Annotated in this window: 23 protein-coding genes, 1 tRNA gene, 1 rRNA gene and 1 other RNA gene; 14 read left to right on the forward strand and 12 right to left on the reverse strand. The window is 42.6% G+C overall.

The features are described 5' to 3' along the window. Positions 1-447: 447 nt before the first annotated feature. The 3 genes from M9194_RS08960 to M9194_RS08970 all read left to right on the forward strand — a co-directional run bounded on the left by M9194_RS08960 (position 448) and on the right by M9194_RS08970 (position 3481). Complete coding sequence (locus tag M9194_RS08960) at positions 448-1377, forward strand: Gfo/Idh/MocA family protein (protein ID WP_348772043.1); 930 nt, start codon at positions 448-450, stop codon at positions 1375-1377. An 88-nt stretch (positions 1378-1465) separates the two neighbouring features. Next, on the forward strand, positions 1466-2152 hold the full coding sequence (locus M9194_RS08965; RefSeq protein WP_250612292.1) for an acylneuraminate cytidylyltransferase family protein: 687 nt from the start codon (positions 1466-1468) through the stop codon (positions 2150-2152). 42 nt (positions 2153-2194) lie between these two features. Next, positions 2195-3481, forward strand: a complete 1287-nt coding sequence (locus tag M9194_RS08970) for an aminotransferase class III-fold pyridoxal phosphate-dependent enzyme (protein WP_250612293.1) — start codon at positions 2195-2197, stop codon at positions 3479-3481. 234 nt (positions 3482-3715) lie between these two features. Here M9194_RS08970 and M9194_RS08975 read toward each other — a convergent pair whose 3' ends face one another. After that, positions 3716-5419 (reverse strand): glucosamine inositolphosphorylceramide transferase family protein, encoded by a 1704-nt coding sequence (locus M9194_RS08975; protein ID WP_250612294.1) that lies wholly within the window; start codon positions 5417-5419, stop codon positions 3716-3718. Between the two features lie 872 nt (positions 5420-6291). Between M9194_RS08975 and M9194_RS08980 the strand changes: the two genes are divergently transcribed. Continuing rightward, positions 6292-6498, forward strand: a complete 207-nt coding sequence (locus tag M9194_RS08980) for a DUF1107 domain-containing protein (protein WP_250612295.1) — start codon at positions 6292-6294, stop codon at positions 6496-6498. Between the two features lie 87 nt (positions 6499-6585). Here the strand turns inward: M9194_RS08980 and M9194_RS08985 are convergent, their stop codons facing one another. Genes M9194_RS08985 through M9194_RS08995 form a run of 3 tightly spaced genes read right to left on the reverse strand, consistent with a single transcriptional unit; the run spans position 6586 to position 9628 of the window. Further along, positions 6586-7818, reverse strand: coding sequence for an FAD-dependent 2-octaprenylphenol hydroxylase (locus tag M9194_RS08985; protein ID WP_250612296.1), 1233 nt, complete (start codon positions 7816-7818; stop codon positions 6586-6588). 17 nt (positions 7819-7835) lie between these two features. Beyond that, entirely contained in the window at positions 7836-9014 is a 1179-nt protein-coding gene (ubiH, locus tag M9194_RS08990) for a 2-octaprenyl-6-methoxyphenyl hydroxylase (protein ID WP_250612297.1), read from the reverse strand. 26 nt (positions 9015-9040) lie between these two features. Next, the gene (locus tag M9194_RS08995; RefSeq protein ID WP_250612298.1) at positions 9041-9628 is read right to left on the reverse strand and encodes a YecA/YgfB family protein; all 588 of its coding nucleotides are present in this window, start codon (positions 9626-9628) and stop codon (positions 9041-9043) included. 243 nt (positions 9629-9871) lie between these two features. On the opposite strand from M9194_RS08995, the gene M9194_RS09000 reads away from it, so the two are divergent. The 5 genes from M9194_RS09000 to serA all read left to right on the forward strand — a co-directional run bounded on the left by M9194_RS09000 (position 9872) and on the right by serA (position 13314). After that, the gene (locus tag M9194_RS09000; protein WP_250612299.1) at positions 9872-10177 is read left to right on the forward strand and encodes a cell division protein ZapA; all 306 of its coding nucleotides are present in this window, start codon (positions 9872-9874) and stop codon (positions 10175-10177) included. A gap of 20 nt (positions 10178-10197) precedes the next feature. Next, positions 10198-10381: non-coding RNA, 6S RNA (gene ssrS / locus M9194_RS09005), on the forward strand. A gap of 30 nt (positions 10382-10411) precedes the next feature. Next, positions 10412-11002 (forward strand): 5-formyltetrahydrofolate cyclo-ligase, encoded by a 591-nt coding sequence (locus tag M9194_RS09010; RefSeq protein ID WP_250612300.1) that lies wholly within the window; start codon positions 10412-10414, stop codon positions 11000-11002. A gap of 152 nt (positions 11003-11154) precedes the next feature. Beyond that, positions 11155-11811, forward strand: a complete 657-nt coding sequence (gene rpiA, locus M9194_RS09015; RefSeq protein ID WP_250612301.1) for a ribose-5-phosphate isomerase RpiA — start codon at positions 11155-11157, stop codon at positions 11809-11811. A gap of 273 nt (positions 11812-12084) precedes the next feature. Continuing rightward, on the forward strand, positions 12085-13314 hold the full coding sequence (gene serA, locus M9194_RS09020) for a phosphoglycerate dehydrogenase (protein ID WP_250612302.1): 1230 nt from the start codon (positions 12085-12087) through the stop codon (positions 13312-13314). Positions 13315-13391: 77 nt separating this feature from the next. Here the strand turns inward: serA and ilvN are convergent, their stop codons facing one another. The 6 genes from ilvN to M9194_RS09050 form a co-directional block, all read right to left on the reverse strand. Then, on the reverse strand, positions 13392-13886 hold the full coding sequence (gene ilvN / locus M9194_RS09025) for an acetolactate synthase small subunit (RefSeq protein WP_250612303.1): 495 nt from the start codon (positions 13884-13886) through the stop codon (positions 13392-13394). A gap of 1 nt (position 13887) precedes the next feature. Next, positions 13888-15609, reverse strand: coding sequence for an acetolactate synthase 3 large subunit (locus M9194_RS09030; protein ID WP_250612304.1), 1722 nt, complete (start codon positions 15607-15609; stop codon positions 13888-13890). 433 nt (positions 15610-16042) lie between these two features. After that, on the reverse strand, positions 16043-17002 hold the full coding sequence (gene leuO / locus M9194_RS09035; RefSeq protein ID WP_250612305.1) for a transcriptional regulator LeuO: 960 nt from the start codon (positions 17000-17002) through the stop codon (positions 16043-16045). 470 nt (positions 17003-17472) lie between these two features. Beyond that, on the reverse strand, positions 17473-18519 hold the full coding sequence (locus M9194_RS09040) for an MJ1255/VC2487 family glycosyltransferase (protein WP_250612306.1): 1047 nt from the start codon (positions 18517-18519) through the stop codon (positions 17473-17475). A 6-nt stretch (positions 18520-18525) separates the two neighbouring features. Further along, positions 18526-19050 carry a phosphatase PAP2 family protein gene (locus M9194_RS09045; RefSeq protein WP_250612307.1) on the reverse strand — a complete coding sequence of 175 codons (525 nt, stop codon included), beginning with the start codon at positions 19048-19050 and terminating at the stop codon, positions 18526-18528. Positions 19051-19182: 132 nt separating this feature from the next. Continuing rightward, positions 19183-19851, reverse strand: a complete 669-nt coding sequence (locus M9194_RS09050; RefSeq protein ID WP_250612308.1) for a TetR/AcrR family transcriptional regulator — start codon at positions 19849-19851, stop codon at positions 19183-19185. A gap of 398 nt (positions 19852-20249) precedes the next feature. On the opposite strand from M9194_RS09050, the gene leuA reads away from it, so the two are divergent. The 5 genes from leuA (at position 20250) to M9194_RS09075 (ending at position 25956) form a co-directional block, all read left to right on the forward strand. After that, on the forward strand, positions 20250-21797 hold the full coding sequence (gene leuA / locus M9194_RS09055) for a 2-isopropylmalate synthase (protein WP_250612309.1): 1548 nt from the start codon (positions 20250-20252) through the stop codon (positions 21795-21797). A 51-nt stretch (positions 21798-21848) separates the two neighbouring features. Further along, a complete protein-coding gene (gene leuB / locus M9194_RS09060) occupies positions 21849-22940 on the forward strand; it encodes a 3-isopropylmalate dehydrogenase (RefSeq protein ID WP_250612310.1) in 1092 nt (363 codons plus the stop codon). A gap of 69 nt (positions 22941-23009) precedes the next feature. Continuing rightward, the gene (gene leuC / locus M9194_RS09065; protein ID WP_250612311.1) at positions 23010-24410 is read left to right on the forward strand and encodes a 3-isopropylmalate dehydratase large subunit; all 1401 of its coding nucleotides are present in this window, start codon (positions 23010-23012) and stop codon (positions 24408-24410) included. Positions 24411-24422: 12 nt separating this feature from the next. Next, positions 24423-25025, forward strand: a complete 603-nt coding sequence (gene leuD, locus M9194_RS09070) for a 3-isopropylmalate dehydratase small subunit (protein ID WP_250612312.1) — start codon at positions 24423-24425, stop codon at positions 25023-25025. Between the two features lie 148 nt (positions 25026-25173). Next, on the forward strand, positions 25174-25956 hold the full coding sequence (locus M9194_RS09075) for a DUF547 domain-containing protein (protein WP_250612313.1): 783 nt from the start codon (positions 25174-25176) through the stop codon (positions 25954-25956). Positions 25957-26058: 102 nt separating this feature from the next. On the opposite strand, the gene rrf is transcribed toward M9194_RS09075, so the two are convergent. Beyond that, a 5S ribosomal RNA gene (gene rrf, locus M9194_RS09080) occupies positions 26059-26174 on the reverse strand. Between the two features lie 18 nt (positions 26175-26192). Next, positions 26193-26268, reverse strand: a tRNA-Thr gene (locus tag M9194_RS09085). Between the last annotated feature and the right edge of the window lie 159 nt (positions 26269-26427).

The following is a 26427-nucleotide window of genomic DNA, read 5'->3' on the forward strand; positions in this document are numbered from 1 at the left end:
ACTGAACAAGCTGCGCACCGTTATTAGATAATGTATTTCTAAATTCTTAAGGTCGAGAAAAGCAAAGGGAAATAAACGTGCTACCAATTGGCTGTTGATAAGCTCTAAGGTTCGATCAGCTTTTCTCTCTGTAAAAAGCAACAGATAAACTTGGCATAGGCAATTGGATCTGTTTAAGCTGGAACGATTAGCTAGATGAGTAATGCTACAACAAAATGAATTATTAAGAGTGTTACATTCCAAAATGTGAAGGATAATATTTATTATAGATACCATCATTGCTCAAATTCAAAGCAGAACTATCAATAGTGAGAAAATAAACATGAGAGTATTAGTGATTGGCTGTGGCTCTTTGGCCAACGCCAGGCTCGAAATGCTGTAGCATTGGGCTGTGAGGTCGTACTTTGCGATTTATATAAAGCATGCTTTTCAACATTTTCAAAGTAAATCAACGCATTAGAATCTTATACCGACCTAAACCAAGCTGTAGAACAGGCTAAACCTCAAGCCACAGTAATTGCAACACCAAGCAATCTGCATGTGAAGCATGCCAAAGCTATGCTAGGGTTCGGCATCCATGTCATGGTCGAAAAACCTCTAAGTAATTCTTTGTCAGGTGTCTATAAGCTACAGGAAATCGTATATAAATCTGATTCAGTTTTTATGATGGCACACACCTATCGCTTCCGAGAAGAGTGGCAAAGAATAAAGAGCTTGCTTGATTCAGCTCCTGTAGGCAAAGTGTATACGGCAGAGTTTTCAGGTGGCTTATACCTTCCAGACTGGCACTACCAAGAAGATTATAGAAAAGAATATGCAGCTAACAAGAAACAAGGCGGTGGAGTTTTATTGACGAGCCTAAGCCACTTTTTTGATTTAGTTGACTGGTATTTTGGAAAAATCATTAATGTGGCTGGTGTAAAATCTAAACAGAGTGATTTGGACCTTGATGTTGAAGACGTTGTGACTTGTACGGTGAAAACTGACAGTGGAATATTAGTGACTTTCTATGAGGATTTTCTCTCTAGATCTCCAAGACGCACTTTCAGAGTTAATGGAGAATTCGGTTACATTGAAATAGATTTTAATCGGAAAACTTTGTGTATTTGGGATTCTCGTAAGAATCGCTTTTTACCCAGTGCTACTTTGGAAAACGACATAGAGTTATTTCGTATTCTAGAAGATGGGATCGGATACAAAATGGAACCAGAGCTTCAACAGCTAGGTTACTCAGGTAATGATGCTTATTTAGCTGAACTAAAGCACTTTTTAAACCTTGTAGATAAGGGTGAATCAGATAGTAAGCTCAATATAGATGCCGGAATGAAAGTCTTAGAGGTGATCAACCATGCGAGACTCCAAAATTGGATGACTTAAAATGAATAACTTAAATATGGTATTTACTTGTTCATTTAGTTTATATATCACATCAACTATTAGATTCCCCCTCTAAGGACAGACGATAATGAGACTTGCAATTGTACCTGCTCGTGGAGGGAGTAAACGCATCCCCCAAAAAAACATAGTGACATTTTGTGGAAGACCGATGATCGTATATGCTTTGGAGGCTCTAAAACAATCACGTTTATTTGATAAAATTCATGTTTCAACAGATTGCGAAGAAATCCGAAATGTAGTTATTGAAGAAGGCTTTTCTGTAGATTTTATGCGAGATCCAAAACTGGCTGACGATTATACAGGGTTAATTCCGGTAATGCGCTGGGTTCTGGACGAATATAAGAAACTCGGGGAGGAATATACGCAAGTATGCTGTATGATGCCAACAGCTCCCTTGTGCAGGAGCCAAGACCTGTTGGACGCATATGAAATATTTGAGCAAGCCAAAGGCCACTATCCTCTTATTGTATATGCTAAATATCCTGTACCGATTGAGTGGGCATTTAGGCGTCAGAATGATGGTTTAATGAGTGCTGATTCGCCAGATTTATTATCTACTCGATCGCAAGATCTTGAAGATGCCTACTATGAGTGCGGACCTTTTACCCTATGGACTTCTAAGCACTTAAATCAACGAGAGCCTCAATCAGGTAAAGTTTTACCATATATTATGCCGAATGAGAGAGCTGTAGATATAGATACTCCAGATGATTTGGCGTACGCTGAGCGTTTATACCGCCTTATGTATCAATGATGAGCTTACTCGTTCCGCAAGCCAAAAATAGAAAAGAAAGCTATGTATAATTATCGAAATTCCGAACAATTGCTCGAACGGGCATTAAAGACGATTCCACTTGGATCTCAAACTTTTAGTAAAAGTAAAACTCAGTATCCTCATGGTGTTTCCCCGTACTTTATTCAAAAAGGGAAAGGAAGTCGTGTATGGGATGTAGATGGTAATGAATATGTTGACTACATTAATAGTTTGGCCGCAATTACTTTAGGCCATCAAGATCCAGATGTGGATTCCGCTGTAAAGGCACAGATTGAAGAAGATGTACTTTTTTCTTTACCCCACCCAATTGAAATGCAGGTTGCAGAGAAGTTGGTTGAACTGGTCCCCTGTGCTGAAAAAGTTCGATTTGGAAAAAATGGTTCAGATGCTACAGCTGGGGCGATCAGGTTAGCCCGCGCATTTACGAAACGTGATCATGTTGCAGTGTGTGGTTACCATGGTTGGCAGGATTGGTATATTGGAAGCACTTCTCGAAATTTAGGCATACCTGAAGCAGTTCAAGACCTTACTCACAAATTTATATTTAATAATATAGAAAGTCTTGAACATGTATTTGCCAACCATCCAAAAAAAATTGCAGCAGTCATTCTCGAACCAATGAACATCGAAGAACCACATCCAGGTTTTCTAGAAGCAGTCAAAGAGTTAGCACATCATCACGGTGCCTTATTGATTTTTGATGAAACTATTACAGGGTTTCGTTATTCAACGGGCGGGGCTCAACAGCTTTTTAATGTAACCCCTGATTTAGCGACATTTGGTAAAGGGCTTGCAAATGGCTACCCTTTGTCCGTGCTAGTTGGATCTTCTGAAGTTATGTCCCTTATGGAAGAAGTATTTTTTTCTTTTACTTTTGGCGGGGAGACTGTATCTCTTGCAGCTGCGTTGGCCACTTTAAATAAGCTCCAAAGAGAGCCAGTTATTGATACCTTACAAAACCAAGGCACTAAAATTATTCAAGCTCTATCGAATATAATTAAAGATGAGTGTGCCAGTGATTTTCTTCATGTGTCAGGTCACCCTAGTTGGAGTTTCTTTTCCATGGCCGACTGTCAAGGTATCTCTCACTGGAATCTTAAAACACTTTTTTTACAGGAGATGTTCGCTCGCGGTATTCTGACGCTTGGTACTCATAATATGAGTTATAGTCACTGTGATGAAGACGTGAATTTACTCATCAAAGCATACGAAGAAGTGATACCTTTAATAGTCAATGCTGTCCGCCAAGGTAGAGTTGACAACCTTCTTCGTTGCGCTCCTATAGAGCCTTTATTTAAAGTTCGTTGATAAAATATTTGTCTTATAGGTGTGGTGATCTTACTCATCACATCAAGCCTTTCGTAAGCACCTCATAAACCCCATGGGGGTTTGAAAGGCAAAACACCTTATAAGGCCCTCATTGAGAGAATGAGAGCCTAAAATGTGCTGTCAGTTGGGTTTCGGAGCTCACAACGTGAAGCAATATATTTTGACTTACTCAACTAACCACAGCACTTATGTATTACTCTAGGCATTTTCACGTTAACTATCCGAACAATCATTTTTCATTGTAAGCAAACCAGTTTTGTTTTTGGCTATCTCAACAAAATCAAATACCAGAAGTCCTTTATCAAAGTTGTAAGTGTGAGTTCCCTTTATTCCTTTGAAGAATCTAGGCTCAACCTCAAATAACACTTCTTCTGAGTAATCAGAAGTAGTTAGAGTTTTTACTTTTGCCACTCCTAATGCTTTGCCATAGAAGTTAAATCCTTGGCGCTGAAAAGCTCGGTAAGTTGCGCTCTCGTCTCTTATTAATCCACCATTACGTGCTGTTAAAGGATCAAAAATTAGAGGGTTCTTATCGTGTGGAGTCCAATTATCCGTCAAAGGATCAGACCCATAAAATATATGAAGTTGAGACCCATGCTCACCTACTGAGCTTTTATCCAAGTTGGTAAACATCCACCACTTATCCCCATGAGGAAAGATCGTAGTATCTGTTGCAGATAAGTCTTTCATAATTGTTTTATGAAAAGCCCATTTAAGTGGAAAATCTACGCACTTATAGAGCCTTATTTCTCTCTTTTCTTGTGTCTCCGGACACATATAAAGCTCGCCGTTAAATTCGAAGCAATAAGGGTAAGATAGATGAAAATCCTCTACTAACGCTGCTCCTAACTCTACGCTTGAATCTGACGTTATCTTATAGACTGATATGCTTCCTTTTTTTGTTGCGTAGTCATAATCTTCAACAAAGCAGTAATGCTCACCATTTCGATAGACCACAAATGGATCGGCAAGAAATCGATTTTTGGGATTAGGTATCTTAATTGAACGCCACAGCGTGACATCACGCCAGTTCTCCACAAACTGATATGCAACACCCCATCTGTGGCTTTTACCCCTTATTTTTCTTAACATCTTTCCAAAAAGAATTGCAGACGTTTTCACTAGGTAAACTGATGATTGGGGCACACTTGGCACCGTATACAAAGGGTAGCTGTAAGGAGATTTTTTCTGAGCACTGAGAGAAGACTTTCCTGAAGTAATATTATCAATGACGTTATGAAGAAACGGATTTGCTACTTCATACAATTTTGCTAAGTTTAGGCTATAGAACCAGCTTGTAGGTACAAACCCTTTGTAAAGAACGTCTCCTCCATCTAATTCCTCTTTCAGCCTTTGAATAATAAATCCAGTTCTTGGATTACGCTCGTAGACTTCCCAAAAGCCAGCGGGGCCACCACGATTAATGTCATTATCTGCATGATGGAATGAGATGATCCCATTGGGACAAACAGTTAGTATTTCTCCTCGCAAAATACCGCTCCCGGCGCGAATAAGTAAGTCTAATTTTGCATTTTTAATTTTTTCGAGGTCAGACTTTTCATACCTGTAAACAAGCCCACTCGGAGATATTGTTGGCTTTACATTGATAACTTCATACTTACTTTCAGAGAGTTGGTATTTGTCATAAAATGCAGAAAACTTTCCCACACGCTTAATAGCTAGTGACTCAAGCTTACATATTAATTTAAATACTGCAGCTGATGAGAATTTAGATAGACCACAACTGTTTATATAGGAAAATATTTTCGAAATAATATTCGCGTCATTCTTATTTATATTATTGATAACTAGAGATGTAATTTCATAATTATCCGACTGCAATGAAAGCTGCAATAGATCATTTATTTGTTTTGATACACTAGTAGAGTCAACAAGAATCCCAACTTTCTTTTTCATTTACTTATCCTACCTTCGGTAAGCGAAACTATATACACTCCGACTACAAAGCCGAGGCCTTTGTATGAGCGCTTTACTTCTTTGAACGCGTTATTAGCACATTCAATTTTATTAACTTCAACCATTTGCTATTGAATAACTTCCATTTCAGCTTTCAATTCACCATAAGACAGGCTATCTTTATCGATAGCATGTCTATGAACTAATTATCGTCTGCAAACATAACCAATAAAAAGGCTACTGTGATTATCTCCCTGAGAAAGCTGCTAACGCAAATCTTTAGCTTCGATTTCCTTCAAAAAATAGGAAAAAATACTGGGTTTATTCAATACTCCAGTACGAATGTAATACGCGCTTAATCAAGACACAAATCTAGGGGAGCTTCTTACCGAACCGATGGTGTGCCTCTATCAGTCAGTGACTTGAGACGATACTCCTTGATTACATATTGTGACCCTTATCACTTCGGAAGATCAAGCTTTTTAAAGGCTAGCACGCGCACCAATCTATGACAATGATCAATCAAAATGCTGAACTTCCTAGCACATTAACTGTCTACTGTACTGGAAAACATAAGACAGGCTTAACATTTGCTTGTATATATTTCACACAAAACTGGCATAGATATTGGGGAATAGTCTAACCTTAGTAAAGTTAAGAGTGAATAAAATGCTCTAATGGGAAAGATGGCTTTGCCAACAGAAGAGGTAAGATTTTCATTCAAACAACAAATACATTCGCTAGATTTCCCTTCATTTGCAATATTTATGTCTAATTAGACAAGTTGTTACAACAATTTCTCCCGGTACTATCACATAAATAAAATGGGAGTATTGGTATAATCAGTGGCTAGAGATTAGGAAGGATATCGTATGAGATTGTTTAAGCGCTATATTCCGAGTATGATTGCGAAACACATTAGTCGGCTATTTAAGGGAAGATTGTACATATATGGCATTGGTGGATTTGAGTTCGACAACGGTAAATTGATATTACCCGCCAAAGCAGAGCCGAGACATTTTCAAGCAGTCAAAGAGGTCAATCAAGAGATCATGAAGCTGCGCTGCGCTTATGTATAACAAAACGTATACTTACTTGGAAAGAGGTTAGTGGTGTCTTCTAACCTCTTTTTAGTTACTGATTACTGCCAAACGACACTCAATCCATTATTCACCAAGTTTTGCCAACTCAGGCAAGCTCCCCTTAAGCCCCAACGCGTGTTTGATGATTTCATCTTTTGCGCCCGGTAAGTATGACATTGCGCTAACCCCAAGGCCACGAACCAACTTTTTGACTGGATTATCCCCGCTAAACAAATCTTTAAAGCCCTGCATCGTCGTAATCATTTTTGCCGCTTCAGCTTTTCTCCAGCGTTCGTAATGGCGCAAGTTTCTTTTCAAACCAACATCTTGCCCTTGTTTCCAATTAGCAATCACCTGCTCTGCTAAACAAGCTGCATCGAGAAAACCTAAGTTGACCCCTTGCCCAGCAAGAGGGTGTATTGTATGAGCGGCATCGCCAATCAGAGCTACACGCTCCAATACAAAGTCTCTCGCGTATCGCATTTTTAACGGAAACACTTGGGGTTCCCCAATCAACTTACAAAGGCCCAGTTTGCCGTCAAACTCAGCCGTTAGCTCGCGGCTAAACGCCTCACTCGACATATCAACTAGCGATTGGGCACGAAGAGGATCGGTGGACCAGACAATAGAACTCAAACGTTCTGAGTCTGCAATACTACTATGCTGAAAAGGCAAAAATGCGAGCGGCCCTTTCGGTGTGAATATCTGCCTAGCCACTTTCCCGTGCGGAAGCGCGGTTTGTATATTGGCAACAACGGCACTGTGTCCGTAATCCCAATGTGTCAAAGGAATGTTGAAGTGATGTCGAACCCATGAGTTGGCACCATCAGCGCCAACCACCAGCTTAGCCGTTAGCATTTGCTCGTTGTCCAGTGACATCCATGCTTCGCTTTCTCCAATGTTCAGAGACGTCAGTTTAGCGGGCATAAACAATGAGACATTCGAACAGCGCTTTACTTTCTCTAACAATGAAGACTGAATGACTCTGTTTTCTATGATGTGCCCTAAGTCAGGTTGGGCAATGTCTTGCGCCACAAAATCTATCTTGGCAAAGCTGTCTTTTTCCCACACTTCCATTGCCTGGTATGGTGAGAGTCTGTTGTTGCGAATATCATTCCAAACACCTATGTTTTTCAGAATATTTTCGCTCGCACGGTTGAGCGCCGATACTCGTACATCGGGAAGTTCCGTGACGTCTGTGTTTATTGTTCGACTTTCAATCAGAGCGATTCTCAGCTCGCTATCTTCAAGTGCGGCTGCTAACGCCAACCCAACCATACCGCCGCCTACAATGGCAATATCTACATTGTGTATCATCTGTGTAACCTTAATAATTAGCGGTCGACTAATCCAAGAGCCTGTTTTAACAAAGGCGACTTCAATGGGGCAATATTGTCCATCGCAAATAAGCCTAAGTTTCTAGCCACTCTTAGAAAAGGTAAATCATTGGAGAATAGGTGTACTAAGCTAGACGTCAACTGAATCGTGCTAACACGATCTTGCTCTCTGCGCGTTCGAAAACGGCTAAGTACCTGATGCTGACCAGGATCGTCGATGGCGGCACAAATTTCTTCCACCAAACTGGCAGCATCGCGAATGCCTAGGTTAAACCCCTGCCCCGCAATAGGGTGTAAGGTTTGAGCTGCGTTACCAACAATAGCAAAACGATGGGAAGTATTTTGCATTCGAGAGCGCAATGTCAGTGGATACGATGAGCGCTTGCCCACCTGTGCAAGCTGACCTAGTCGCCAACCAAACATGCCTTGCAGCTTAGCCAAAAACTGGCTGTCATCTAGCGCCATCACATCAAGGGATTGTTCTGGAGTCATGCACCAAACCAAAGACATCCGATTGTCAGTCAATGGTAATAAAGCGACGGGACCATACTCTGTAAATCGCTCATAAGCACGATACTGATGTGGCTCGCTCGGGACGATATTGGCAATCACGGCTGTTTGAGAAAAGTTGTGATCGTGATAAGAAATTCCCAAATATTCACAGCAAGTCGAACCTGCACCATCGGCGGCAACCAGCAGTTTACTGTCTATCTTCCTACTGCTAGACAATTCTATCGTGACCTGCTCGGAGCTTCTTTCAATAGATTGAACTCGGTCTGGACAGATAAATTCAATGTTTTCTACCGCATTGACTTTCTGCTGCAATGCCCAACCCACAGCCTCCAGTTCAACGACGTAGCCGAGCGAATCAATCGATAAATCGTTAGCTCGTATATCCGTCATACCAGCATGAGATCTATCCGACACATGAATGGTCTTGATCGGAGTGGCTAGCGGCCGTAGCGATTGCCACAACCCATATTTTTGCAAAATTTGCACTGTGCCATAAGACAAGGCGATACAACGCGCGTCAAAACCAGGATGCTCCTTATGCTCAATATGATGAGCTTCAACAATGGCAATCTTGAGCTGGCCGCTAGTCGACTCATTAAGCGACAACGCCAAAGTCATCCCTGCCATCGCACCACCAGCGATGACAATATCGTAACTACTCATTTTAAGAAACTTCTCATCAAAAACGGTTAGTGGATAGTTGGTTTTTTGTCCGAGCCTGTCTCTTTTGACGCTTTTACACCAAGCTCAGCATGAATAGTCAGGGCACAAATTTTCGCATGCTCCATGACTTGTTCTAACAACTCGGTTTGCTCTGCTAGATCATCTTCTTCGTCGATACCCAATCTGGCTATTTCTTCAAGATCAGCGAGTGCTTCTTTTACCTCTTGGGAAGATTTACGTAATTTTGCATCAGCCAGCCCCAAACCTGAAATAAAGTGATTCACCCAATCAGAGAAGCTTTCCGCCACATCAAACAACGACTCTTTAGTCAGCTCATCGCTAAGTATCAAGGTTAACTCAAAGCCTGTCCCCATCAGCTCTTTCTTGGTCGAGTCAAACATCAGTTGGGCGATCTCTAACGCCTTAGTCGGCCACCCCATTCCTTCATTGGTATAATCGGACAGCAGAGCCTGCCATGTAGTATCGCTAGGACTCAGGCCTCCACTTAGCATCCCTACCAATAACCCATGGAGTTCAGATGGCGTAACGGAAAGAGAAGCGGAGGTTAATGTTTCAGATAAGGAAGTGTAATCTGGCAAAGTCTTATCGGTCATAGGGAGGCCTAAATTAAAAAAGTTGCCTAATAATAGCACTACCGCGACAACGCTGAAATGCTGACATCACGAAAACTGAATAGCTTGTATCCAATTTGCCCAATTCCTGTGTAATTAGCCTATCATTTAATTACCAGCGAGTAGAAAAGCTTGAATCTTATAGAGTGTTTACCTTATAGTTTCTACCTCGGTGGTCTCGAATGAAAACCACCTTAAAAGAAGCGCGTATAGAGTTCATGGATAATGAGTAATCAAGCGGTAGAAGTTGAAATATTAGGAAAATTAACTCGAGTCAATTGCCCAGAAGGGCAAGAAGAATCCCTCATTGAGGCAGCGCAAGACCTCGATGACCGTTTACGAGAAATGACTTCAAAAACGAAAGTCACCAATGAAGTTCAATTACTCACGATTGCTGCATTGAATTGCTGTTATGAATTAAAGCAATCCAGTAAGGTCTCTCAAGACCAACAAAGTGAACTCTTCGATAAAGTTGAAAAGCTTTCCGAGTCGCTAGAACAAGCGTTAAGTAGAGTAAGGTCAGCCAGCTAACCTTTTCTACAATACCAATATTTACCCTGAGGTGTTCGTCTGTGGGATTAAGTCCCTGAGCCGATAAGCAATACTTAAGGGTTAGTACTTGTTAGCTATTGAGCAAGCTCGACTTGAATCGAGAAGCCTACGGTTAGCATTGCTGATCCGCCTTGAACCAGCTGGTTCAAGGGTCAATATCCTCGACGGCACCCCGGGGTATCTCCTTCTACTCTGCAGGACTTGCACTGAATCATGATAAGTTCACGAGACAGCCTGAGAAAACAAATTCGAGATACGCGCAACCAGCTTAGTGAGCAGCAGCAGCATGAGGCTGCCCAAGACTTAGTGTCTTCATTCTTAACCTTGCCAGAGCTGAAAAGTAGTCAGCATATCGCCTTATATTTATCCAATGATGGCGAGCTCTCAACTCAGCCACTAGTTGAAAAATTGTGGCAACTAGGCAAACATACCTACCTCCCTATTTTACATCCGTTTTCTAAAGGAAACTTACTCTTTCTCCACTACGATGCCAACACGCCACTGGTCACCAACCGTTATGGAATATGGGAACCGAAACTGAGCCAGCCGCATATTAAACCCGTATCCCAACTTGACTTAATTGCCACCCCTCTCGTTGGCTTTGATGCCCTTGGTAACCGGCTAGGCATGGGTGGAGGCTATTACGATCGCACCTTAGAAAACTGGCGCAACAACGAGTCCGGACCTTACCCCATTGGTATTGCCCACGATTGCCAACAAGTGGATTCTATTCCTGTTCAAGCATGGGATGTGCCTTTAGCTAAAATCGTCACGCCGAGCAAAATTTGGCATTGGGACGGCTAAACCACCTAGATCTGGCCAAATAATACTGTCGCAAAACACCTCTCAAGCCTGCATCTTGAAGTAATTTAGGTATATAATCATGCCCATTATCGCTTCCCGCTTTGTTGAAGGTGTGGGAGATTTCATAACTGCAGTGACAAATAGAGGTAGGCATGACTCAAGATGAAATGAAGAAAGCGGCAGGATGGGCTGCATTAAAGTATGTTGAAAAAGGCAGCATAGTCGGGGTTGGTACTGGCTCTACTGTTAATCATTTCATCGATGCATTGGGCACCGTTAAAGAAGATATCAAAGGAGCCGTGTCTAGCTCTGAAGTGTCAACGGAAAAGTTAAAGCAACTCGGAATCGAAGTCTTTGATTGCAACCAAGTATCTTCGTTAGATATTTACGTTGACGGCGCTGACGAAATTAATGCCGCACGAGAGATGATCAAAGGCGGCGGCGCAGCCCTTACTCGAGAGAAAATTGTCGCAGCAATCTCGGACAAATTCGTCTGCATTGTAGATGGAACAAAAGCTGTCGATGTATTAGGCTCTTTTCCTCTACCTGTTGAGGTCATTCCAATGGCTCGCTCTTATGTGGGGCGCGAAATGGTTAAACTAGGCGGAGATCCTGTATACCGAGAAGGTGTCACGACCGACAATGGCAACATCATCATTGACGTACATGGACTCAGCATCACCCACCCTAAAGAGCTGGAAGATAAAATTAATGCGATTGCCGGTGTCGTTACCGTCGGGCTATTTGCTCACCGTGGTGCCGATGTGGTTATTACTGGCACAGAGAATGGCGCTCAAATCGAAGACTAATACGATTGGGTGCACTTAGATGGATTCGATATAATTCATTCCATAATAGTAATCTAACGACAAACAGCGCCAAATGGCGCTGTTTTTCTTGCTCTATTTTAGTCATTTTGCATTTTCTTGTAATTTTCTTACCCAAACGAATTTTTTTTTGTTACTTTATCGTATAGATAGCACTCACGAAAACGTTTGCGCAACTTCAGTTCTCAGCAAAAGTAGTTTTTTGGGCGTTTCTCCTCGTTATTCATTTCTTTCACGAAAAATAGGACAAGAACAATGGCTAAAGTATCACTGGAAAAAGAAAAAATAAAAATCCTACTACTTGAAGGCCCACATTCATCTGCTGTTGAAGTTTTAAAGGCTGAAGGTTACACCAACATCGAGTATCACAAAGGTTCCTTGTCTGAGTCTGAGTTACTAGAATCCATCAAAGATGCCCATTTTGTTGGCATCCGATCCAGAACCCATTTATCTCAGGACGTCATTCAAGCCGCGAAGAAACTGGTCGCAATTGGCTGTTTTTGTATCGGTACCAACCAAGTTGACCTAAAAGCTGCAGCTGAGCGCGGAGTGCCTGTCTTTAATGCTCCCTTTTCAAACACACGCAGCGTAGCTGAACTGGTGCTGGGTCAGCTATTGCTGCTGCTGCGCGGCATTCCAGAGAAAAATGCACTCGCTCATCGTGGTATTTGGAAGAAAAGTGCTGATCACTCTTTCGAAGCACGCGGTAAAAGACTCGGCATTATAGGCTATGGGCATATCGGTACCCAATTGGGTATCATCGCCGAAAACCTAGGAATGCGAGTATATTTTTACGATATCGAGAATAAACTTTCTCTTGGCAACGCAACGCAAGTTAACTCAATGGCAGAGCTGCTTAATCAATGTGACGTTATCTCTCTGCATGTTCCTGAAACCCCTGAAACTAAGAATATGATGGGTGCTGAGCAATTTGCTTTAATGAAGCCCGGTGCAATATTTATCAATGCCGCGAGAGGAACCGTGGTGGATATTCCGGCGCTTGCCGCTGCTATCGAGTCTAAACATTTGGCTGGGGCAGCCATTGATGTCTTTCCTGTCGAGCCTAAAACTAACGCTGACCCATTCGAATCACCATTGATGCAGTTTGACAACGTCATATTGACCCCTCATGTTGGCGGCTCTACGCAAGAAGCTCAAGAAAACATCGGCATTGAAGTAGCAGGAAAATTGGCGAAATACTCCGATAATGGGTCAACGTTGTCGAGCGTCAACTTTCCGGAAGTCTCTTTACCTATTCATAGAAACTGCTCTCGACTGCTTCATATTCACCAGAACCAACCAGGGATTTTGACCCAAATTAATACTATTTTCGCCGAAGAAGGCATCAATATCGCCGGACAATATCTGCAGACCTCTGCTGATATTGGTTATGTCGTGATAGACGTTGAGTCAGCACGCTCTGAAGAAGCACTGGAAAAGTTAAAGAAAATTAACGGAACTATTCGAGCGCGTATCCTTCATTAATCGCTTAAATTTATATGTAAAGAGGCCACTTCCTTTGAAGTGGCCTCTTTACATGACTAGGACTGATCTTTTAGAGTTCAGGGTTTTAGTGCTCGCTCGCCACGCACGATTCCGACAACACCACTTCTCGCAACTTCAATCACTTCTGTGGCTTCAGACAACGCTTTAATAAAAGCATCAAGCTTCTCGCTTGTCCCTGCCATTTGTACTGTGTACTGAGTCGCCGTCACATCAACGATCTGGCCTCGGAAGATATCGGCAGTACGCTTAACTTCATCTCTAGATAGTCCACTGGCCTTGACTTTCACCATCATTAGCTCACGCTCAATATGCTCAAGCTCGGTGACTTCTTGCACCTTTAGAACGTCAATCAATTTATGTAACTGTTTTTGGATCTGCTCTAACTGCATTTCATCAGACTTGGTGGTAATGTTCAGTCTTGATAAGGTCTCATCATCGGTGGGCGATACGGTGAGAGATTCAATATTGTAACCGCGTTGAGAAAACAGCCCAACAACACGAGATAAAGAACCAGGTTGGTTTTCCATCAACAAAGAAATTATATGTCTCATATCAGGTTCTCTCCGTCTTGCTTAGCCACATTTTATCCATACCTTCGCCTTTTATTTGCATCGGGTAGACATGCTCGGTTTCATCAACACTGATATCAACAAATACTAGTCTGTCTTTCATGCTAAGTGCTTTCTCAAGCCCAGACTCGAGTTGATCTGGGGTAGAAATGCGCATACCCACATGGCCATAGGCTTCTGCGATAGCGGCAAAATCGGGTACCGAGTCCATATAAGAATTCGAGTGGCGGCCTTGATAAATAATGTCTTGCCACTGCTTAACCATTCCCAAGAAGCGATTATTCAGATTAATGATCTTAACCGGGATATTGTATTGCAGCGCGGTGGAAAGCTCTTGTATATTCATTTGAATACTGCCATCGCCAGTGACAACGATCACTTCTTCATCAGGCTTGGCAAATTTTACCCCCATACCCGCAGGCAAACCAAAGCCCATGGTCCCTAGACCACCAGAGTTTATCCAACGGCGAGGTTTATTGAACGGATAATACAGTGCGGCAAACATTTGATGCTGCCCCACATCAGAGGCCACATAAGCATTACCCTGCGTCAAACGATGAAGTGTCTCAATCACTTGTTGCGGCTTGATCGTTTCAGCACTTGTCTCATAGGCCAAACATTCGCGACTGCGCCAGCTTTCAATATCCGTCCACCAAGCTTCAATCGCTTGGGTGTCATTACAACCACCTTGATCTACTAACTGGCTCAACATACTGGCGAGCACTTTGTCCGCTGAACCAACAATTGGCAAATCTACTTTGACGTTTTTCGATATCGAGGACGGGTCAATATCGATATGCATGACTTTCGCATCCGGACAATACTTTTCTAAATTGTTGGTTGTCCTATCATCAAATCGCACCCCGACACCAAATATCAAGTCGGCATTATGCATAGCCATGTTGGCTTCATATGTTCCATGCATCCCCAACATTCCAAGGGAGTTTTTATGAGTCCCTGGAAATGCTCCAAGTCCCATTAAGGTACTGACGACAGGTAAATTAAGCGATTCGGCGAGCGTTGTGATGTATTCCGCCGATTCAGAAATTACAGCACCACCACCGATATACAGCACTGGCTTTTTTGCTTCCAGCAATGCTTTTAGGGCTTTTTTGATTTGCCCTTTGTGACCTGTGGTAGTCGGGTTGTATGAACGCATCTTAATCGTTTCCGGGTATTGATATGGGAACTTTATCAATGGATTCATAACATCTTTGGGTAGATCGATCACGACAGGTCCAGGACGCCCCGTCGATGCAATATAGAAGGCTTTTTTGATTGTCTCAGGGATCTCTTCGGCTTTTTTAACCAAAAAGCTGTGTTTGACGATTGGGCGAGAAACACCAACAATATCGCACTCTTGAAAAGCGTCATTACCAATCAAATTATTTGGTACATTACCTGAAATCACTATCATTGGAATTGAATCCATGTACGCTGTAGCGATTCCAGTAACCGTATTCGTGGCTCCTGGGCCAGAACACACTAGCACGACACCTGGTTTTCCCGTTGCACGAGCATAGCCATCGGCCATATGCGTGGCCGCTTGTTCATGGCGAACCAATACATGTTTTATATTTTCGGTTTTAGCATGCAGAGCATCATAGATATCCAAGACGGATCCACCTGGATAACCAAAAATTTGCTCTACTCCTTCTTCGATCAGAGATTGCACAACCATCTCTGCGCCAGATAGCGACTCCATATTTCTCTCCTTAACCAGCAACAATCTTATCGGTAAATAAGTCACTCTGGCTTACATAGTCGTAGGTCTTATTCGTAGCCTAATGCTGAAGCAATGTGTATTCGGCTATGTACTTAACTTCACGGTAGCGAAGTAAGTTAACGCAGTAACTGTAACGTCTAAAACAATGAAGGTCTAATGGTATGCTTTGGCGAAAAGTACAAAGTGTTGAATAAGCCAGGTCAAATAGTATGAGCTACTGCCACGAACAGAGCATATGGAAGAAACAATAAATATACGAGAAAAATACGACGCTAAATTCTAATGACAACGCAAAAATGAATAAGTTGCGGTAGAAAATAACAAAGATGGGAGGCAGTAAGTTGTGAGTGAGGATAGACGAATAGCCCTGAGTGAGTCTCAGGGCTATTGTGAATTTCTAAACAAGAAAAGATTAGTTCAGGGCAACAACTTCGCCGCAGATAACCATTAACTGATCGCGCAACCAGATATGACCTTTATCTTTCTCGCTCGACTCATGCCAGCTTAGGAAACCACTGATGCAAGAGTTCTCAAATGGGAAATCCAAAATTTGCAGCTGATCTTTATTCGCGGCATTCTCAACCATCCAACGAGGAGCAATAGTCACCAGCTCAGACTGGCCCACCACGTAGAGGACATTACTTAAACTTGTGCCTTCATAGTATGCTTGAACATCGATGTTGCTGTAAGCTTGCTCAGAGAAGCTGCGTTGGCCATGGACCTTAGAAAGCTTCGCGTGCTTCTCAGCCGCTAACTCTTCTGCAGTCACTGAACCTTGAATTCGCGTATGGCCTTTAGAAACAACCACAACCAGTTCATCTTGGAAAATTTCTGTGCTTGAAAAACCTTGCTCATCGAATCGCGCATAGTCGATAACGAAATCGATCTCTTGATAACGCATTCTTTCCGCAAGCATACGGTCAAATTCCGCATCTAAGTGCAGTTGCACATTCGGTGCTTGCTCGTGCACGGTAGACATGATTCTTGGAGCAAAGCGCATATCACATGGGCTGCAAATCGCTAGCTTGAATAAGCGAGTTGAAGTTTCTGGAGAGAAAATAGAACTTGGCAGCTCATTTCTAATCAATTGTAAAGCCTGACGAATGGGGCCAAATAATTGTCTTGCACGTTGAGTCGGCTGAATGCCACGCCCTTGGCGCATAAATAATTCGTCGTTAAACATAACTTTAAGGCGAGCAACTGCGTTACTTACGGCAGGTTGAGACATCCCTAAGTTATGAGCAGCTCTGGTGATGTTCTGTTCCTGCATAACTGCATCAAATACAGTTAATAGGTTTAAGTCTACTCCACGTAAAGTGCTTTCCATACGATAGCTCGCGATAGCACTCATTGCATCTTTTTTGTCCAACATTGGTTACGCCTCTTCAATGGTAATCAATAACAATACTTAACAATCTTATTTACGCTGTATTAGCGTTTGGTTAGGAATAGATAACCTACATTTTTTATATTTATCGCCCAGATGCATCCGGGACAATTGTTACTATCAACTAATCAATCATGGCTTGGCAACAAGATTGATAATTAATCAGTATTTTTTATCTGCAATCTTGCATTCTACTTATATTTCATATAGATAGTCAATTTATAAAAAAACATAAAACAATTATTTATAAAATCAACATATATATTTAGGTAAAATCATGCACAAAAGATAATCAATTTGTAGCCAGCATAAAAATCCATGCTCTATGTGTAAAGGTGAATATTGAAGAATTAAGTAAAAATGGACACAAAATATCTAAAATCGCAATTAAAATGGCTAAATATTCATCGCAGACAAAGTTAACTTACTTAGGCAGGTAAATTATGTCTAGTGGTTTAGGAATGAGAAACGTAACTAGGGAAATCAACTTGTTCCCATAGCTGATGTGATAGTGATTCAGTATTGCTCCAATTCGCCGAAATTATCCAATCAACTAATGGTGAAGCCACATCTGGATAATGAATACTTTCGGGGTTTTCTTCATCTAGCCACTGCCGGACTTTGGCAGCATCTAGATGTTCCATAGTACTTGCTAGCCCCAACGCTTCTAGTGTGTCAGCGTTACTCACTTGCTCAAACTGACCGGTTAAGGGTTTTAATAAAAGTTTTTTGCCACGTACTAACGCTTCGGAAGGCAGTTCAAAGCCACCATTGGCAATCACTCCTAGACAACAAGCAAGATGCTGCTGAAAGTCAGTATAATTGAGTGGCTTTAATTCAATGTTATCCACCTGGTGAGTGTCGGTAACATCTGGGTGATAGCAGACGAATTTGTGGGTGACGAATCGATGGCAAAGATCCATCACTTGTTGCAAATTTTCAAAAGGTAAGTAGATCAACAAATAGTCATCACTTTGCTTTGAACAGCATAATGTATCAATAATGGGTGGCAGTAGAGGTTGGTCAAAATGATACCAATGCAGCCCAATATGGCATGTTGAAGGAGCAAAGTACTCGATAATCTGCCGATCCAACCAGCTCACTCCACGGGTGGGTACATGATAACGAAAGGCATTTTGGTGGGAGATACCAATACATGGCACTTTGTTTCTCTTCGCAGCCCAGGCTGAAACAGGCTCAAAGTCATTGAGTACTGCGTCGTATTTCGTTAAATCAAGTTGTTTAACTTCTTTACTAAACTGGATAGCACTATTTTTGGCCACCGTTTTTATATGGTCGATCTTACCATTCTCGGTAACAAACGTTAGACCGCGGCACGTTTGATAGTCACCAAAGTCATCCATAGAAAAATATTTGTCTTTTTCTCGACCAGAAAAAAGCAAATCGACTTCCACGCCTTTTTCCTTTAATGCTCGATGCATTACACGTGCTCTAGCAATATGCCCGTTCCCTGTCCCTTGCACTCCGTACAACACTTTCATCCTAGATCATCCTAATACTGCTATGGACAACAAGCCACAGGCGACTCCTAACCCTACCCCAAACAAGATGTCGGAGAAGAAATGCACGCCCAACAATATCCTGGACACACCAATACAAGCGGCCCAGATAACAGAGAAAACGAAAAGCTCAGGGTAAAAATGCCCCATCACGGTTGCCATAACAAATGCCGCTGCCGTATGCCCGGAAGGTAAGCTATATTGATCGGCGGGAGTAATAAACGCAGGTAACAGAGAAGAAAGTTGTCCTGGCCTGCGTCGTTTAAATACTTTCTTAATCAGCACATAACTTGGCAATTCAATAGCAAACGCCAGTAAAGCCGTGGCAAAAAATAACGGTCCATGTGCCTTATCAAGTAGACTCGCGAGTACAGCCATCATCACATATAAATGCCCATCTCCGGTATGAGATATCGCTTTACTAATGCTTGCGAATTGCTGATTAAACCTATGCCGTAGACAAAACGATGAAAGCACAAAGTCAAACTTTGCAATTGGTTCCAACGTGCGCATAGTTGCCTCCCAGTTATAGCCTTCTCTAAGGTAGCAACATAGTGATGTCCGGTGGCATTACTGTGAAGCTTTGTTGACAGAAAGATGAAACCTCTACCAATCTAGCTCAACACGTGTGAAAAATATGTCTCATTAAGCTGAGTGCTCATCATCCGACAAGAAGCCATGTTTCATAACTTTGATGTTATGTTCAAACAACTCCAGCAAAAATTCTTCATTCATCTCCATGTTATGGATGGAATAGATGGCCGGTGGTGTAATGAATGGAAAAACCAACAGACTGAAATAGGACATTCGACAGAGGTATGGACTCATGTCTTTTCTGATTGCACCTGAAGACTGCAGTTTTTCGAACACAAGCTCACGCATTGGCTCACTGATTTCCAAAAATATACTTTTCATAATCTGATGCTGTACATCGGTTGGAGGCAACAGCATGACTTGAATCATCAGCCTAGGAAACAAAGGAATTTTAATCATCTCACCATAGTAAGTACGCATTAAATCAAGCAAAGATGATTGATTGCCTTTCTCTAACAACTGTCGAATCTTTTCTTTCATAGGCTCGAGCGTTTCGCGAACCATAGTTTCAAACAATCCTTCCTTATTACCAAAGTAATAACGGATCATGGAGCTATTCACACCGGCTTTTTTAGCAATTAAGCGCGTAGACACTTTTTCATAGTTCAGCACAGTAAACAGGTTACGTGAGCTCTCCAATAATCGTTGACGAGCATTGAGCTCTACATTTGGCCGACCTGCTTTTCGTCTTTCTACGGGTAAAGTGTTTTCGTGTTGCATAGTTCAATTCCGCACTTTTCAATCATTTGATTAATTGTATTTTTTAAATACCAAATACGGTATCAGTATAATTACTCACCAAGCTGAAAAGTGATTGATTTATGGCAATTGGCTGCTCCATGTTTAGCTAATCAACAGAATTTATATGCTGGTAGGACTTGACGCCCGAAGATTAGTGCGGTACTAATTTGTACAGCACAACTTAAAAGATGAACAATCTATGCATCGTTATATTTCATTACAACTGAGCCTCCTCCTTATCGTGACATGATCGCGCGGGTAGGCTATGGATGGAATATAACCACCAAGAGATTGAAAAGCCCGCATGAGAATGCGGGCTTTTTTTATAACGATAAACTGGCCTTCGAATCTGGCCAAGATAAATAAGGAAGGGAAAGATGAGTGATCAGGTAATAATCTTTGATACGACACTACGAGACGGTGAACAAGCGTTGTCAGCAAGCTTAACAGTGAAAGAAAAGCTACAAATCGCTTACGCTTTAGAACGTCTAGGCGTCGATATCATTGAGGCTGGCTTTCCTATTTCTTCGCCAGGAGACTTTGAGTCTGTACAGGTTATTGCTAAACACATTAAAAACAGCCGAGTCTGTGGCTTGTCTCGAGCCGTTGAAAAAGATATTGACGCAGCCGCAGAAGCATTAAAAGTTGCCGAACAGTTTCGAATTCACACCTTCATTTCCACTTCCACCATCCATGTTCAAGACAAACTTCGCCGAGACTACGATGACGTTGTTGAAATGGCAGTACGCTCGGTCAAACATGCGAGAAAATACACTGATGATGTAGAATTTTCGTGCGAAGATGCAGGAAGAACGCCAATTGATAACCTTTGTCGTATGGTTGAAGCTGCGATCAATGCGGGTGCGACAACCGTCAACATCCCTGATACGGTCGGCTACACCGTGCCCAATGAATTTGGCAATATCATTCAGACATTGTTCAACCGTGTACCGAACATCGACAAAGCGGTGATCTCAGTTCACTGCCACGACGATCTAGGCATGTCAGTAGCAAACTCCATTGCCGCTGTACAAGCTGGCGCAAGACAAATTGAAGGCACAATCAATGGCATTGGTGAGCGTGCTGGCAACTGCTCATTAGAAGAAATCGCCATGATAATCAAAACCCGCCAAGACCTTTTGGGTGTAAAAACGGGCATTAAACACGATGAAATCCACCGCACGAGTAAACTCGTTAGCCAACTTTGCAACATGCCAGTGCAAGACAACAAAGCCATTGTTGGCGCAAATGCATTCAGCCACTCATCCGGCATCCACCAAGATGGGATGCTAAAAAACAAAAATACTTACGAAATTATGACACCTGAGTCTATTGGTCTTAAGAATAAAGTGCTAAATCTAACCAGTCGTTCTGGGCGAGCAGCGGTGAAGAGTCATATGGATGCAATGGGCTATAGCGAAGATCAATACAGTTTAGATGCATTATATGAGGATTTTTTGAAACTTGCGGACAGAAAAGGCCAAGTATTCGATTATGACTTAGAAGCCTTGATGCACTTCTCCAACTTGCGTGAAGAAGATGACTTCTACAAATTGAATTACTTAAGTGTCCAATCAGGCAGCGTGATGTCAACTACCAGTATCAAATTGCAATGTGGATCGGAAGAAAAGTGCGAAGCCGCTGTGGGTAACGGTCCAGTCGATGCCCTATACCAATGCATTTACCGAATCACAGGCTATGACATCGTGTTAGACAAATTTGACCTAACAGCGAAAGGTGAAGGTGAGGACGGTTTAGGTCAAGCAGACATCATTGCTAACTATAAAGGTCGCAAATACCACGGTACTGGTGTATCTACTGACATTGTCGAAGCTTCAGGCCAAGCACTGCTTCATGTTATCAATAGTATTCATCGCGCAGATCGCGTAGAACAAATTAAATCAGCTAAGACGCAAGCCGTTTAGTTCTTACTGGTGACATTTAACACTGACTCGAAATAAGTACCAAGGACAACAATGACAATCAAAACACATAAAATCGCCGTTTTACCCGGTGATGGCATTGGCCCAGAAGTCATGGAGCAAGCACTTAAAGTTCTTGAGGCCATTGAAAATAAGCACAACATCACGTTTAGCTATGACCAACACGATGTTGGCGGTATCGCCATCGATAACCACGGCACCCCCCTTCCGGCATCAACGTTGAAAGCCTGCGAAGAAGCAGATGCCATTTTATTCGGTTCTGTGGGCGGCCCAAAATGGCAAGATCTCCCGCCTGACAGCCAGCCGGAGCGAGGCGCCTTACTGCCGTTGCGTAAGCATTTCCAACTATTTTGTAATTTACGCCCAGCGCAAATCCATACGGGTCTAGAAGCATTTTCTCCTCTGCGTGCAGATATTTCAGATCGCGGCTTTGATATTGTTGTGGTTCGAGAGCTCACTGGCGGCATTTATTTTGGACAACCAAAAGGCCGAGAAGGTGAAGGGGAAAACGAAAAAGCGTTCGATACGGAGGTTTACCATCGATTTGAAATTGAACGTATTGCCAAAATCGCTTTTGACTCTGCTCGGCTAAGAAACAAGAAAGTGTGCTCAATTGACAAAGCCAACGTGCTACGAAGCTCCATTTTGTGGCGTGAAGTAGTAGAAGAAGTCGCCAAAGACTATCCAGATGTTGAGCTATCGCATATGTATATTGACAACGCAACTATGCAGCTTATCAAAGATCCTTCCCAATTCGATGTCATGCTATGTTCTAACATCTTTGGCGATATCATTTCAGATGAATGCGCCATGATCACAGGCTCCATGGGTATGCTGCCTTCTGCGAGTCTCAATGAGAGTAAATTTGGCCTCTATGAGCCAGCAGGCGGTTCTGCACCTGACATTGCTGGGCAAAACATAGCCAACCCAGTAGCCCAAATACTCTCTGCTGCACTCATGCTGAGATACAGCTTAGGAGAAGAAGCGGCGGCGCAAGACATCGAATCCGCCGTATCCAAAGCACTATCTGCAGGAGAACTCACTGCAGATCTAGCAGGTGACAAACCTGCGCTGTCAACTTCAGAGATGGGTAGCAAAATAGCCCACTACATCAGTCAATCATAATTATATTAATAAACTAAGTTCCTCGGCTAATACTTCGTTTACGTTAGCTGAGGTAAACAGGAAGCAAAAATGGGCAAAACATTATACGAAAAAGTCTACGATGCGCATGTTGCCGTAGCAGCTGAAGGTGAAACGCCAATTTTATACATTGATCGACACCTTGTGCATGAAGTGACCTCGCCTCAAGCCTTTGATGGTCTAAGAGAAAAAGGCCGAAAGGTACGCCAAACAGGCAAAACATTTGCCACTATGGATCACAACGTCTCTACCACCACCAAAGACATAAATGCCTGTGGTGACATGGCACGAATTCAAATGGAAACCTTGGCCAAAAACTGTAAAGAGTTTGGCGTCACTTTGTATGATATCAATCACAAATATCAAGGCATTGTCCATGTTATGGGACCAGAGCTAGGCATCACACTGCCAGGAATGACCATTGTTTGCGGCGACTCGCATACCGCAACACACGGGGCATTTGGTTCGCTTGCATTTGGTATTGGTACGTCTGAAGTGGAACATGTTTTAGCCACGCAAACACTAAAACAAGCACGTGCCAAAACCATGAAAATTGAGGTTAAAGGTAAAGTCGCGCCGGGCATCACAGCGAAAGACATTGTCCTTGCCATCATTGGAAAAACAACCGCTGCAGGCGGTACTGGCTATGTCGTTGAGTTCTGCGGCGAAGCCATTACCGATCTTTCGATGGAAGGCCGAATGACGGTGTGTAATATGGCCATTGAGTTAGGCGCGAAAGCAGGCTTAATTGCCCCTGATGAGACCACCTTCGAATACATCAAAGGACGCAAGTTTTCTCCAACTGGGCATGATTGGGATGCGGCAGTCGAGTATTGGAAAACCTTAAAAACCGATACAGACGCACAGTATGACGCCACTGTCACAGTGAATGCGAGTGAAATTAAGCCACAGGTTACGTGGGGCACAAACCCGGGCCAAGTCATTGCTGTCGATACCCCTATCCCATCACCAGAAAGCTTTACCGATCCGGTAGAAAAAGCTTCCGCAGAAAAAGCGCTCGCCTACATGGGGCTTGAAGCGGGGAAATCCTTGTCTGAATACCCAATCGACAAAGTGTTTGTTGGCTCTTGTACTAACTCTCGTATCGAAGATATTCGCGCGGCAGCAGCGATTGCTAAAGGCAAAAAGGTCGCAGACCATGTCCAGGCGATGATTGTACCTGGCTCAGAGCAAGTCAAAGCACAAGCTGAATCGGAAGGGCTAGATAAGGTATTTCTAGAGGCTGGCTTTGAGTGGCGTCTACCCGGTTGCTCCATGTGTTTAGCAATGAATAATGATCGCTTAGGGCCAAAAGAGCGCTGTGCATCGACGTCAAACCGTAACTTTGAAGGCCGCCAGGGGCGAGAAGGCAGAACCCACCTTGTCAGTCCAGCGATGGCAGCGGCGGCGGCAATTGCAGGCCATTTTGTTGATATTCGAGAGTTGAGTTAAGGAGCCTATATCATGACTGGATTTAAACAACACACAGGTATTGCAGTTCCTTTGGATGCCGCCAACGTTGACACTGACGCCATTATACCTAAACAATTTTTACAAAAAGTCTCTCGCATTGGCTTTGGTAAGCACTTATTTCATGACTGGCGATTTTTGGATGATGCGGGTGAACAACCTAACCCAGACTTTATCATGAATGCTCCACGCTATGAAAAAGCGTCGGTTTTGATCGCGAGAGAAAATTTTGGCTGTGGTTCATCTCGTGAGCATGCACCTTGGGCCCTAGCAGACTACGGCATCCGCGCCATGATTGCGCCGAGTTTCGCCGATATATTTTATGGTAACTCGATAAATAACCAGTTGGTTCCCGTTCGACTTACTGAGCAAGAAGTGGACGAAATATTTGCTTATATTGAGTCCAACAAAGGGGCTGAGGTCACTGTGGATCTCGAAGAATTGACCGTCAGTGCAAATGGTAAATCTTACCGCTTTGAGATCGATGAGTTTCGTCGTCACTGCTTGTTAAATGGTTTAGATAATATAGGTCTAACACTTCAACATGCCGACAAAATCGATGAATATGAGCAGCAGATCCCTGGTTTCTTAAAGTAAGCTAAAAGGCTTTAACCTCTCGAACTAAAAACACTCTAAGCTGGCTTTAATACGCCAGCTTTTTTCTTAAATAAACGCCGATTCCTGAAATTAACTCTCTGATTACTCGGTCTATATCAAACACTCATCCCACCTACCGAGAAAACCTATGAAGTACTTACTTGCTATCTGGATAGCCATGGTTCCATTTTTTACTCTAGCAGCACCTAAAGCCGAACTTTGGCCATATTGGAATCAAAGCAATGAACAAAACACATCCACCATTTCATACCAAGCTTGGCAATCGATTTTAGATAAATATCTCATCGAAAAAGGCCATAGTTCATTATTTGAATACGATAAAGTGTCCAAGCAAGACAAAGAAAAACTGCAGCAGTTTTTAACCAATATGGCCAAGGTAAATCCACTAAGCTATTCAAAAGCTCAGCAATACGCCTATTGGGTTAATCTCTATAACTCCATTACCGTCAACTTGATTTTGCAAAACTACCCAGTTAAATCCATTACCAAGTTAGGTGGATTCTTTAGTTTTGGTCCTTGGGATGAGAAAGTTATTACCATCAATGGTAAAGAGCTAACATTAAATGATATCGAGCACCGCATCTTACGCCCTATCTGGAAAGATCCAAGAACACATTACGCCGTAAATTGCGCCAGCCTAGGATGCCCAAATCTACAAAAAACCGTCTTCACTGCGCAAAATACTAATACGTTACTTGAGCAAGCGGCACACACTTTTATTAATAGTGACAAAGGCGTCAACGTGCAAGGCAATACCATTGTCCTATCTTCTATTTATAAGTGGTTTGCGAGCGATTTCGGCGGTATTGAAGGTGTCAAAAAACAAATCAAGCATTACAGACCTGATATCAACTTTTCCGACAAAAAGATTAAATATGACTATAACTGGAATCTAAATGAAGCGAAGTAGGAAGGAAATAGCGGTGCGGTAATCCGCAGCCACTTACTTCCTTTCTGAATGTATTCATGATACGAAAAAGCCCCGACTAAATAGTCAGGGCTTAGAATAAAAACCTGGCGATGACCTACTCTCACATGGGGAAGCCCCACACTACCATCGGCGCAATTGCGTTTCACTTCTGAGTTCGGCATGGAATCAGGTGGGTCCACAATGCTATGGTCGCCAAGCAAAATTTTAAAATGTTCTGGTGCTGATACCCAGACTCGAACTGGGGACCTCATCCTTACCAAGGATGCGCTCTACCACCTGAGCTATATCAGCACGGATAATCCTGGGGATTAAAAAAGCCCGTCATAACGGGCTATCAAATTTTTATATCCAAAGTCTTACTTATAACCGCTTTGGATGGTAAATTGCTGTTGTAGCGCTGTCAGATTTTGATTTAAGAAGCGCAGCGTACAAACGTACGTGAGCATCGCA

This window comes from Vibrio sinus (assembly GCF_023634645.1).
GTDB lineage: Bacteria > Pseudomonadota > Gammaproteobacteria > Enterobacterales > Vibrionaceae > Vibrio > Vibrio sinus.

Coding starts and splice junctions, on each gene's coding strand:
- M9194_RS08965 (WP_250612292.1), top strand. CDS start 1,466: ATGAGACTTGCAATTGTACCTGCTCGTGGAGGGAGTAAACGCATCCCC.
- M9194_RS08970 (WP_250612293.1), top strand. CDS start 2,195: ATGTATAATTATCGAAATTCCGAACAATTGCTCGAACGGGCATTAAAG.
- M9194_RS08975 (WP_250612294.1), bottom strand. CDS start 5,419: ATGAAAAAGAAAGTTGGGATTCTTGTTGACTCTACTAGTGTATCAAAA.
- M9194_RS08980 (WP_250612295.1), top strand. CDS start 6,292: ATGAGATTGTTTAAGCGCTATATTCCGAGTATGATTGCGAAACACATT.
- M9194_RS08985 (WP_250612296.1), bottom strand. CDS start 7,818: ATGATACACAATGTAGATATTGCCATTGTAGGCGGCGGTATGGTTGGG.
- ubiH (WP_250612297.1), bottom strand. CDS start 9,014: ATGAGTAGTTACGATATTGTCATCGCTGGTGGTGCGATGGCAGGGATG.
- M9194_RS08995 (WP_250612298.1), bottom strand. CDS start 9,628: ATGACCGATAAGACTTTGCCAGATTACACTTCCTTATCTGAAACATTA.
- M9194_RS09000 (WP_250612299.1), top strand. CDS start 9,872: ATGAGTAATCAAGCGGTAGAAGTTGAAATATTAGGAAAATTAACTCGA.
- M9194_RS09010 (WP_250612300.1), top strand. CDS start 10,412: ATGATAAGTTCACGAGACAGCCTGAGAAAACAAATTCGAGATACGCGC.
- rpiA (WP_250612301.1), top strand. CDS start 11,155: ATGACTCAAGATGAAATGAAGAAAGCGGCAGGATGGGCTGCATTAAAG.
- serA (WP_250612302.1), top strand. CDS start 12,085: ATGGCTAAAGTATCACTGGAAAAAGAAAAAATAAAAATCCTACTACTT.
- ilvN (WP_250612303.1), bottom strand. CDS start 13,886: ATGAGACATATAATTTCTTTGTTGATGGAAAACCAACCTGGTTCTTTA.
- M9194_RS09030 (WP_250612304.1), bottom strand. CDS start 15,609: ATGGAGTCGCTATCTGGCGCAGAGATGGTTGTGCAATCTCTGATCGAA.
- leuO (WP_250612305.1), bottom strand. CDS start 17,002: ATGTTGGACAAAAAAGATGCAATGAGTGCTATCGCGAGCTATCGTATG.
- M9194_RS09040 (WP_250612306.1), bottom strand. CDS start 18,519: ATGAAAGTGTTGTACGGAGTGCAAGGGACAGGGAACGGGCATATTGCT.
- M9194_RS09045 (WP_250612307.1), bottom strand. CDS start 19,050: ATGCGCACGTTGGAACCAATTGCAAAGTTTGACTTTGTGCTTTCATCG.
- M9194_RS09050 (WP_250612308.1), bottom strand. CDS start 19,851: ATGCAACACGAAAACACTTTACCCGTAGAAAGACGAAAAGCAGGTCGG.
- leuA (WP_250612309.1), top strand. CDS start 20,250: ATGAGTGATCAGGTAATAATCTTTGATACGACACTACGAGACGGTGAA.
- leuB (WP_250612310.1), top strand. CDS start 21,849: ATGACAATCAAAACACATAAAATCGCCGTTTTACCCGGTGATGGCATT.
- leuC (WP_250612311.1), top strand. CDS start 23,010: ATGGGCAAAACATTATACGAAAAAGTCTACGATGCGCATGTTGCCGTA.
- leuD (WP_250612312.1), top strand. CDS start 24,423: ATGACTGGATTTAAACAACACACAGGTATTGCAGTTCCTTTGGATGCC.
- M9194_RS09075 (WP_250612313.1), top strand. CDS start 25,174: ATGAAGTACTTACTTGCTATCTGGATAGCCATGGTTCCATTTTTTACT.